This is a genomic window from Flavobacterium urumqiense (assembly GCF_900108015.1).
GTDB classification, from domain to species: domain Bacteria; phylum Bacteroidota; class Bacteroidia; order Flavobacteriales; family Flavobacteriaceae; genus Flavobacterium; species Flavobacterium urumqiense.
In genome coordinates, this window is sequence record NZ_FNVP01000011.1 from 89298 (window position 1) to 101077 (window position 11780).

The 11780-nt window shown below is 30.2% G+C and carries 7 protein-coding genes and 1 pseudogene; 1 reads left to right on the top strand and 7 read right to left on the bottom strand.

The features are described 5' to 3' along the window. Positions 1-3: 3 nt before the first annotated feature. From C4S35_RS12870 to C4S35_RS12895, 6 genes and pseudogenes are all read right to left on the bottom strand, one after another. Positions 4-2358: a hybrid sensor histidine kinase/response regulator gene (locus tag C4S35_RS12870; protein ID WP_104000564.1), complete on the bottom strand. Its 2355-nt coding sequence runs from the start codon at positions 2356-2358 to the stop codon at positions 4-6. A gap of 14 nt (positions 2359-2372) precedes the next feature. Further along, entirely contained in the window at positions 2373-2789 is a 417-nt protein-coding gene (locus C4S35_RS12875) for a response regulator (protein WP_104000565.1), read from the bottom strand. Between the two features lie 20 nt (positions 2790-2809). Continuing rightward, positions 2810-3220: a response regulator gene (locus C4S35_RS12880; RefSeq protein ID WP_104000566.1), complete on the bottom strand. Its 411-nt coding sequence runs from the start codon at positions 3218-3220 to the stop codon at positions 2810-2812. Between the two features lie 4 nt (positions 3221-3224). Continuing rightward, complete coding sequence (locus C4S35_RS12885; protein ID WP_104000567.1) at positions 3225-3953, bottom strand: sensor histidine kinase; 729 nt, start codon at positions 3951-3953, stop codon at positions 3225-3227. Continuing rightward, the gene (locus C4S35_RS12890; RefSeq protein WP_104000568.1) at positions 3954-7463 is read right to left on the bottom strand and encodes a PAS domain S-box protein; all 3510 of its coding nucleotides are present in this window, start codon (positions 7461-7463) and stop codon (positions 3954-3956) included. Between the two features lie 384 nt (positions 7464-7847). Beyond that, a pseudogene (locus tag C4S35_RS12895) lies at positions 7848-8668 on the bottom strand (IS982 family transposase). A gap of 235 nt (positions 8669-8903) precedes the next feature. On the opposite strand from C4S35_RS12895, the gene C4S35_RS12900 reads away from it, so the two are divergent. After that, positions 8904-10925 (top strand): DUF349 domain-containing protein, encoded by a 2022-nt coding sequence (locus C4S35_RS12900; RefSeq protein WP_244175278.1) that lies wholly within the window; start codon positions 8904-8906, stop codon positions 10923-10925. Between the two features lie 529 nt (positions 10926-11454). Here C4S35_RS12900 and C4S35_RS12910 read toward each other — a convergent pair. Next, positions 11455-11780 (bottom strand): IS30 family transposase (locus C4S35_RS12910; RefSeq protein WP_159916751.1); only part of this gene is annotated, 326 nt, incomplete at its 5' end.

The following is an 11780-nucleotide window of genomic DNA, read 5'->3' on the forward strand; positions in this document are numbered from 1 at the left end:
TCATTATTTTTCAGAGTAGCCAGAGAGAATTTGCAACTCTGTAAAAACCTCTAGACATATTTCATTAAATTTTTCAACTTCTTCTTTCCTATTCTTTCCAAAGGGGTTTATTTTAATCTCATTTTCAATTATCTCAATAGATTTAGATGCCGAAGCAATGCCCAATAAACTAATAGAAGATTTCAATTTATGGATTTCTGCTTTTAGAATTTTTATATCATCCGTTTCGTTTGAATTTAATATTATTTCTAGCGACACAGGAAGATTGTGCATAAACAAATCTACCATTGATTGAATAAAAGTATCGTCTCCATCAGCAAATTCATTCAAATAGGAAAAATCAACTAGTGTTAAAACATTTTCTCCCTGCTTTGCGTAATCACTTAAAATATTCTCGTTCGTATTCATTAAATTATAATGTATTTTTTCAATTAACTCATTAAAATCAAAAGGTTTAGACAGATAATCATTCATCCCACTTTCCAAACATCGCTGTTCTTCTAGTAATGTGGCATGTGCTGTCAATGCTATTATTGGTATTTTTGATTTCGGTCCAAAGTTTGTTCGTATATATTGTGTGAGTTCAATTCCATCCATTTCAGGCATTTGAATGTCCATCAGAATAATATCGTAATTATTTTTCTCAATTTTTTCAATAGCAATTTTCCCGTTATCGGCAATATCAATTGTTTTGTCAAATTTCTCAAATACTTTAACCGTTAAAAGCTGGTTCAGTTCATTATCTTCAACCAAAAGGATGTTAATATCTTTCAAGAAATCTGTAGATGATAGCTCTTTTTCTATTTTTACCGTTTTAACAATTCCATTTTGGGCCTTTTTAAATTGAATTAAAAATGAAAATTTGCTTCCTTTTCCAATTTCACTTTCTACCGATATTGAACCTCCTTGCAATTCAATAAGTCTTCGGGTAATGGTAAGCCCCAAACCTGTACCTCCAAATTTTCTGGTCATTTCATTTGAAGCTTGATTAAAACTCTCAAAAATAGAATCAATTTTATCATGAGGAATACCTACACCGCTATCAATTATTGCGAATTGTAAAAAAGTTGCTGTTTCCGTTTCTTTCACTTGCGAAACGATTAATTCGACATATCCTTTATCAGTAAATTTCACGGCATTCCCAATCAAATTGATCAAAATTTGTGATAATCTTGTAGGATCTCCAATCAAAAAATCATTTATTTGACTGTCAATATCAAAAATTAATTTTATTTTTTTATCTGTAGCAATTGGTGAAAGAAGTTCTATCACTGCTTTTATATTATTTGACAAAGAAAAATTCACTTCTTCAAATATCATTTTGTCGGCTTCTATTTTAGAGAAATCAAGTATATCATTAATAACAACCATTAAATTATTACCGGCTCTCTTTATTGCATTTACACTTTGTCTCTGTTCTGAATCTAAATTAGTACCCTCCAGTATTTTAGCAAACCCAATAATTCCATTCATAGGTGTACGAATTTCATGACTCATATTAGTGAGGAACTGTTCTTTTACACGAGTTGATTGTTCTGCTAAATCTTTTGCTTTTATTAATTCTCTTTCAATTTCTTTCTGATTGCTTACATCTTGAATAGTACCTAAAATTTTGACTGGTTCATTGTTTTCCCCATTCATACATTTTATATATTCATTGATATATTTAATTGTTCCATTTCTACTGATTAAGCTATGGGTAAACTGTACTTCTGAATTATTTTCTTTGACATAATTAAGATTTTTTTCAAATAGTAATACATCCTCCCTATTGATCAAACGTGATTTTAAAAGATCGATAGTTGGAAAATTATTTTTTTCTATTTCAAAAATAGTATAGAATTGATCCGAAATAAAAACTTCTCCGTCATTTAGATTGATTTCCCAACTCCCAATTTTAGCCAATTGCTGCGCTTCAAAAAGTCTATTCGCATTTAATTTCAAAGCTAACTCCGTCTTCTTACGAAGAATAAGACTTTCATGGAGTTTAAGTGCATTTCTAATACTTTGAGAAATACCGTCAGGAGTTAATAAAGATTTTGGAATATAATCAGAGGCGCCTCCTAAAATAGCTTGGCTAGCAATTTTTTCATCTCCTTGAGAAGTCACAAAAATAACCGGGGTTTCAATACCCAAATCCCTCAGTTTTTTTAGAAAAGAAATTCCGTTACTGTCCGGCATCATATAATCTAAAAATATTAAGTCATAATTAAATGATTTAATCTTTTCTATACCTTCTTGAGCTGAAAAAGCATTTTCAACGTCTGCAACAATTCCGGAATGTGATATCGAACGAATTATTGTGACCGTATCAACTTTGTCGTCATCAATAATTAATATTTTTAAAGTAACAGCCATGTTTTTTATTTGTTTTACCTCGAAAATTCTATACTATTCCAATAATCATTCAAAATGGAAAAAAAAGCAACAATTTCTCCTTTTTCAGATGGTTTATGCATGTACCCTGCAATATTCAAATTTAAAGCATCACATTTTTTTTCTACATCATCTATGTTGCTAACCACAAATATTAAAATTGATTTTAGTTCAAAATCAAATCTGATTTTATTTATTAAATCAATTCCGTTGATGCCTTCAGCATTAATATCAATCAACATAATTTTTGGAAGTGGCAATAATTTATTTTTACCGTGAAGCATTGACCATGCTTTGCTGTCATTTTCGGCAAAACATAAAGTTGATTTAATACCAATTTGAGAAAAAGCATTTACTGTATTTTCAATGAAAATTTTACAGTTATCTACAATTAAAATGTTTGCGGCTACCATAGATCATATTGATTTAAAAATTACATCTCACATAAAGACCAAAAATTCTTTAGTGTAGCAACTGAATTAATAAATTTTTCAAAAGACAATGGCTTTAAAATATAGCCCGCAACATTCAGATTATAAGCATTAATCTTGTCACTATCTTCATTAGAAGTGGTCATTACGAAAACGGATATATTTTTAAGATTTTCGTCTTCTCTAATGATTTTAAGGAATTCAATTCCATTCATCTTTGGCATATTAATATCCAAAATAATGATTCTGGGTAATGGAATAATCGAACTACGTAACATATCTAATGCTTCCACGCCATTACCAGCAACAAAAAGTTCATTTTTGATATTATTTTTTGTAAATGCTCTCTTTACATTCATTACATCAACCTCATCATCTTCGACCAATAAAATATTCACCAATTTTTGTATCATAATTTTAATTTTTTACGCTTATTATTTTTGGCCAATTAATTTGAAAAATTGAACCATTATTTACTGACGGTGTATATTGAATCGCTCCACCCACCATTGCTACTATTTTGCTGCTAATTGTTAACCCTGCGCCTGTCGAATCTAAAACGTCTTTTGAATTCACGGTGTAAAAAATAGAAAAAATTTTCTGTCTTACCTCTTCTGCAATTCCAGGACCGTCGTCACTTATTTTTATTTGATACTCTGTTTCATTTTCACTAATATCTATAAACACATTTTTAATTTGTTTATCATGAAATCGAACTGCATTGTCTAGTAAATTAAAAATAACTTTGTTCAATTTTTTTCCTAAGGTAATACAGTTTTCATTGTACAAATTATAATTTTCATGAAACTTAACATTTGTTTTATTATCCAAAGTTGCCATGCATTCCTTCACAAGTTTTGGAATATTCACCTCATACTCTTCCATTTCAGTTCTATTAATTCTAGAGAGCTCCAACAATGCGTTCAACATGTTTTCGAGACGTGCGACTCTATTTTTTAATAAACTGAAATTGTTTAAAATATCTATGTTTATATCGGGGCCTAAATCATCTTCAATCCATGTTGCAATATTAGCAATTGCTCTCATGGGTGTTTTTATATCATGAGAAACAATATAAACAAAATCTTCATATTCTTTTTTAAGAGCTGAGAGCTCTTCCTGACATTTTTGTGCTGACTCTGTCATTTAGCTTTCTTTAGGAATTGTAAAAATAAAACTCGCTCCTTTATTTTCTTCAGATTCTATACGAATGGTACCTCCGGCTTCGTCAATTATCTTTTGAACGATTGACAATCCGATACCAGTACTTTCTTTTTTGTCTCGCGCTTCAATGGTTTGAAAAACTTTAAATACTTTTTTATGATATTCTTCCTTAATCCCAGGACCATTATCTTTTATTGTAAACTGATGAAAATCAGGCAAAGATTCATAGAGACATTCTATTTTCCCAATTGGTTTATCATTATATTTTACAGCATTACTGATAAGATTGCTAAATATCTGTTGAAACAATATTCTTGCAATTTTAATTTCAGGAATGTTGTCGGCAATGTAAATTTCAAATCCTTCCGTTGAAACAATTGAATCAACAATCTGATATAACATTTTTTTTAAGTCAGTTGTTTGTTTTTCTATTTTTGTTCGTCCGATACGTGAATAGTCTAATACTGCATTAATTAAATTCTCCATGCGCAAAATTCGGCCACGTAATAATCCGAAATTAGTATTTACTTCCGGAGGCATTTCAGGCATGTCTTCAACAATCCATTCTGAAAGATTGTTTATGGCACGCAATGGTGCCTTAAGGTCATGCGAAACAATATAAGCGAACTGATCTAATTCTTTATTCGTTTTTTCAAGATCTACTAGCGCGCTATCTAATTTTTGCTTGGCTAATTTTTGTTCCGTTATATCAGAACTTATAGCAATATACTGATAGGGTTTTCCTTTGTTATCCAAAAATGGGACAATTGTGGAATTCACCCAATAATAAGAGCCGTCTTTTGCCCTATGTTTAATATCTCCCTTCCAAACTTTTCCATTGGCAATGGTTTTCCAGATATTTTTTATGAATTTATTTAAATGGTATTCAGGGTTGTTTACATAATGATATTGCCCAAGAAGTTCTTCTTTCGAATATTTGGAAATGGAACAAAACTTATCGTTTACAAAAGTGATTACTCCTTTTTGATCTGTAATTGTTACAATTGTAGATTCATCTAATGCGGATCTGATATCATTTATTTCTTTTGCTTTTTCAACAATTTTTTGCTCTGCAAGTGTTTTTTCAGTAATATCCATGATAGAACCTTGCAAACCAACAACTTCCCCTTTTTCATTTCTAAATGGTTGGCCAATTTCTGATATATATTTTATTCTATTATCAGGAAATAAAATTCTATAATTTGTTTTATAATCTTCCCCTGTTTTTATACTATTTTCATCTAATTCATCCAGCATCGTTACATCATCATAATGTATTCTGCTGCGGTAGGATTTATACAATTGATCCTCAGGCACACCCTCCAATTCAAAGATGCTGTAATGTCCTTTAGACAACATAAGATCTTTTGTGATTAAATTAAATTTCCAACTCCCGATTTTAGCGATTCTTTGTGATTCATCTAATAAGGTATTACTGTTTACTATCTTTTGTTCTGCAAGTGTTTTTTCGGTAATATCTTGAATAGAACCTTTCAATCCAATTATTTTTCCTTTTTCATTTTTAAAAGGGCTTCCTATTTCTGATATATATTTTATCCTGCCATCCGGAAGTAAAATCCTATAATTAGTGGTAAAATCTTCATCACTATTTAAATTATCTAAAACCTGTAAATCAGCGGGAAATATTCTTGTCCTATAGGCATCAAATAGTTTATCAGAACTTAACTCTTCCATTTCAAAAATACTATAATGCCCTTTCGACCATACTAAATCATTGGTAACTAAATCAAATTTCCAACTCCCAATTTTAGCAATACTTTGAGATTCATCTAATAATCTATTGCTATCTATTAAATTTTGCTCGGCGAGTTTTTTCTCAGTTACGTCCTGAGTACTTCCCTGAGCACCAACTACTTCTCCAAATTCATTTTTAATAACCTTACCCAATGTTAAAACATATTTTAATCTGTTGTCAGGAAAATCGATACTGTTCATAAACTCAAAATCTTGCCCCGTCGTTATGCTTTTTTCAATAGCAATATCCATCTGAACTACTATTTCTGGACGAAGTATTTTCCTGTAGGCATCAAATAACTTGTTCGCAGGTAGTTCTTCAAATTCAAAGATTTTATAATTTCCTTTTGACCAAACTAAATCCTTCGTGACTAAATCAAATTTCCAACTCCCAGTTTTGGCAATACTTTGCGATTCGTCTAATAACTTATTGCTATTTATTAAATTTGATTCTGCCTCTTTTTCTTTAGTAATATCCTTAGATATACCTAAATAACCTGTTAGTTCTCCCTGAATATTCTTTATCGCCGTAACTGATAAAACTATTGGAAATGTACCGCCATCTTTTCTGACATAGGTCCATTCATTGGAATCGGCTATCCCGAATTTTTTTGCCTTTATAACAAATACATCGAATCCAGGTTCAATTTTCTCACCAAGTTCAATAGTCAGGTCTTCAGCTCGCTTGACCACTTCCTCGATAACGTGAATAAAAGCGGGAGTTTTTTTGCCTACAACTTCATCTGCTGTATATCCAAGTAATATTTCAGCTCCTCTATTAAATTGTTTTATTGTTCCGTCAAGCTCAGTCGCAATTATTGAAAACTCTGCAGAGTTAAGGATGGCAGACAATTCGTTCGTAGTTTTAACAAGCGTCTCTTTCTGATTATTTTCAAAAGTCATTTCCCTGGCAATACAATATAAATTTCCAGAAACTGGGTCAGGGGATGCATTCCAGCTTAACACTATATATTCTCCATTTTTACAGCGGTACCGATTTTCAAAACTGATTGTTTTGTGTCCTTCTGCTAATTTAGCAAATTCTTTATAGGTTTTATCTAAATCATCCGGATGAACAAAATTAACAAAAGGTGTACCTTCTAATTCTTCTTTTGAATATCCTAGTGCAGCTGTAAAAGCAGGATTCACTTTGTAAAACAGTCCATTTACATTTGCAATGCAAACCAAATCTTTTGACAAATCAGTAAAATTTTGAAACTCTTTTTGAGTAGTATTTAAATCCGCATTCTTTTTACGCAATTGCAGTAATAAAACAACTTGGTTTGCCAACAGTTTTAATGCATTTTTTTGTTGTTCAGTCAATACCCTTGGAATGGTATCAATAACGCAAAGGGATCCTAAGTTAAACCCTTCGGAGTTCTGCAAAGGGGCTCCAGCATAAAATCGAATGTCAGGGTTCCCGGTAACCAGCGGATTATCCGCAAATAATTTATTCTCTAATGCATTGTTAACTTCATATACGTCATCTCCCATAATGGAATATTGGCAAAAAGAAATCTCTCTGGGTGTTTCAGATACTCCTAAACCAACACTTGATTTAAACCATTGCCGATCTTTATCCAACAAAGTAACTAAAGCTATTGGAGTTCCGCAAATATATGAGGCCAGCTGTGTTATTGCGTCATACTCTTTTTCAGGCAAAGTATCCATGATTGAATAGCTTTCAAGAGCTGTAAGTCGGTCAGATTCATTCAACGGTAATAGTGGTATTTTCATTTTATTGGGGCTTACTCTTTTTTAGTTGTAGCAATAATTGATTCCTATGATAATCTAACAACTCTTTTCTACTTATTTTCAAAGCAGTAGCAATTAAGAATCACACACATCGACAAAAATAAAATTAATTTTGAACTATAAGTATTTTTTTCATACTAAAAGATCCCTAAGAATTGTCTTTATTTTAGAAATTTCTAATTAAAACGTTTTTTTATTAGAAAATATTAGAATTTTTTTTACTAAAGTAAAATTAAAAAAACTATTATTCTTACTTCTTAAAAATATAATAAATACACAAAATACCTAAATTCAACTCGTTGAATGTAATTAATTGATTTGATTTTTGATATTATTTAGTGGTCTATTAAAAATAAATTTATTGATCTATTCTACCAATTTCAATGCTGTTATTTTTGCTAAAATTCTTGTTTCAAAACCTTCAAGATTTTTAGCATAATTGTTTCTAATTATGAATTGATCACATAATTTCGAAAACAATGTTTCGATTGTTTTCCTTGATTTTCTGAAAATATTAGATCGTGATTTATAGTCATTTTGATTTTTTTTCGAGGTTTCTAATTTAACATTTGAAATAAATCTAACTGAATGCTTTAAGATAAGTAAACTTTGTCCCCAAGCAAAACACAATCTGACATCTGTTGTTTTATATTTTTTTAAAAACGACCTCATGAACCTCTGCATTTGTACTATCTAAGGACTGAAAAATTGCATTTACTGAACAAATTCCTTGCAGATTATACCCATAAAACCACTTGTTTTGAGAAGCAGTAAACCCTATTGAAAATGCCGTTTCAAACTCATTTTTACAGATTTTAATTCTACTATGCCGAGCAAATTTGCATATCGCCAATGGCATAGTATCGACAATATAATAATCTTCAAATTCTAAAAACCTTGAGGCAATTTTGTACTTACTTCTTACACGAATAAAACAATTTTCTTCTCCTTTCAATAAACTGACTTCGCTCCCTAAAATTAGGAACTTGTTGCTTATAAATCTCTTTAAATAGAGAATCCGCACTGTCAATAGACATAAATTCAATTGTTAAACTTAATGCAACTACTTGTAAATCATACATTTTTTATTTTCTAAATAACTCTGATTTATTTTCTAACTCACAACTTAAAAAACTAATAATTTCTAAAACTCTAAAATAATTTTTTACTGTATTCGAAGTGTAAATTGGTTATTTTGCGAGTTCAAAATACTAAATTTCAATGTCTTGATCAAGATCTAATCCATTTATTTTTTTTCAAATAATTACACCCAACGGATTATTATATATAATTCAGAACGAATTTAAATCTATAATTTTCAATAAAATTAATAGATTATCAAAGGATTTATTTTGTAAATTAGTACTGCTTTCACTATCTTTCGCACTCGGAAAAAAATAAAAACCTTAAACATTGAAAAAAATGTTAGAAGAAATGAATGATAACCTGTCCCGTCACGAAAATGAGACAGATGGAAATTTAGCACACGATTCAGCTGAATCAAATCAATCTGAAACAGAAGTATTGGAGACAAAACCTGTAGCTGAACCAATTGATGTGCCTGCAGAAGATAATGTTGTAATTCCAAAAAAAGAATTACCATTTACCGACGCTGCTTCAGAAACTGATAACCAAACAGCTCTTAACGCCATTGCAAATACAAACGCAGAAGAAAGTGAAGACGAGACTCTTAAAGACCGTCATGACATTCCTATGCAAGATTATGATACACTATCATTGGAATCATTGGTAGATGAATTAAAAAATCTGGTGAGCAATGAAAAAGTGCTATCGGCTAAAGATCATATTGAAGAAATCAAAAAATCATTCTTAGCGAAATACAACCATCTTTTAGAAGAGAAAAAAGAAGAGTTCCTTGCTGAAAATCAAGATCCGAACGAAGAATTTCAATATCATTCTCCTTTAAAAAGCAATTTTGATAAATATTACTCTATTTTTAGAGACGCAAAAAATACACATTTTAAAAGTTTACAAACGAATCTAAAAACTAATTTAGAAAATCGTTTAGCGATTGTTGAGGAATTAAAAGAGTTAATCAATCCGCAAGAAAACATCAAAGACACCTTAAAACATTTTAATGATTTAAGAGAAAGATGGAAAAATGCAGGACCAATCCCAAAAGACAAGTACAATCACGTTTGGAATAATTTTCACTTTCATGTTGAAAATTTTTATGATTATTTACATTTAGACCGAGAAGCGCGCGATTTAGATTTTAAACATAATTTAGAACAAAAGCAGAAAATTATTCTTCGAGTTGAAGAATTGGTAAATGAGGCTGATGTAAACAAAGCTTTTCGTGAATTACAAGATTTACATAGAATTTGGAAAGAAGACATCGGTCCAGTTTCTAAAGAACATCGTGATGAAATTTGGAACAAGTTTAGCGACTTGACTAAAAAAATGCACGATATACGCGAAGTTCTGTTTGAAAAATTAAGAGGAACTGAAGTTGAAAATTTAGAAAAGAAAAAAGAAATTATTTCTAAAATTGAAGTTTTAAAAACCGAGAAAGTAAATACTCATTCGCAATGGCTCGCTCAAATTGAAAAAGTAGAGGCATTACGTACTGCTTTTTTTTCTGCGGGAAAAGTACCTTCTGATGTAAATGAACAAACTTGGTCTAGTTTTAAAACTGCTGTCAAAAATTTTAATACTTTTAAAAATGCCTTTTATAAAGATATTAAAAAAGATCAAAATGACAATTTAAACAAAAAAAATGCTCTTGTTGCCAAAGCCAAAGAATTGCAGGAAAGTCTCGATTTTGCTATCACAACACCAATAATGAAGCAAATTCAAGAGGAGTGGAAACAAATAGGTCATGTTCCTAGAAAATATTCTGATAAAATCTGGAAAGACTTTAAAGATGCGTGTAATCACTATTTTGAAAAACTAAAAGAGCAAAAAAACGAGGAAAATGTCGACGAAGTGGAAGCTTTCAATAATAAAAAAGCCTACTTGGAAACGTTGCGTGAATACGAATTGACAGGAGACCATAAAACGGATTTGGATGCTATCAAATTACATATTGAAACCTGGAAAAATTTCGGAAAAGTTCCTTTTCCCAGAAGACATATCGAAGGTAAATTTAATAAAATCCTTGATGCCCTTTTTGAAAAATTGAGTTTAAGTAAAAAAGACACTGAAATGCTACGTTTCTCTAATAGAATGGACCATTTATCAGAAAGTAACGATACAAGAAAATTAGATAATGAAAAGATTTTCTTAATGCGTAAAATTGAAGAAGTTAAGAATGAAATTTTTCAACTAGAAAATAACATTCAGTTTTTTACCAATACCAGAAATGCTAAAAAAGAAAATTCTATAGTTATAGAAGTTCGTAAAAATATCGCGTTACACAAAGAGACTTTAGATGTTTGGAAAGAAAAACTAAAACAATTGAGAAATTTGAAACAAGAATAAAATTTCAAAAAAAGTTAAAATTAAACCTCTATATATATTCTATGTAGAGGTTTTTTTATGTAAAAAAATATCTAAATTTTAACTTTCATTTATTAGAATAATGTACACAAAGTTAAATACATATTATAAAATTACAAAATGAATTGGATTTGGCAAATCGTTATTCTTATTGGATTTTCAATAGCTTTTTAGTCCCATGTACGAAAGAGAAAACTTGTATTAAAACCAATCAATTAGAAAAATCCAGTTCAACTTTTTCTAACGACAGAATTCATTCTTCGGTTTTTATTCAACCTCAAATCATTACCGCATTTGCTTTAAATAGGAAAACCATTACTACTGAAATTGGTAAATGGTCAGAAAATTTTCTCATTTAAATTCCTGATTCTAAAGCTCTAAAACACTTTAATACATTCCTAAACCAAAACAGCAACCGACGTCATTTCCGGTTAACATCAATTATTATCCACCGAAAGAGGCTCAACAGGGTCTCTTTTTTTCATATCATTACTTTTTTTTAATGCAGGATTCAAGTTATAAATGCAACTTTTTGATTAAACATATAATTAGGTGTTTCAAAATTAAATCTTTTTCTTGGTCTATTGTTTAATTTCTCTTGTATTTCTATAATTTTCTCTGGAGTTATTTCATCAAATGATGATGATTTGGGTATGTATTGTCTTATTAATCCATTTAGATTTTCATTTGCACCACGTTCCCAAGGGCTGTAAGGGTTGGCAAAGAAAAAATCTATTTCAAGTGCCAAACTAATCTCTTGATGTTGCGCAAACTCTTTTCCATTATCAGAAGTTATTGTATTTATAAAGTGTTTCCAGTTCTGTAGTAATTCGATTG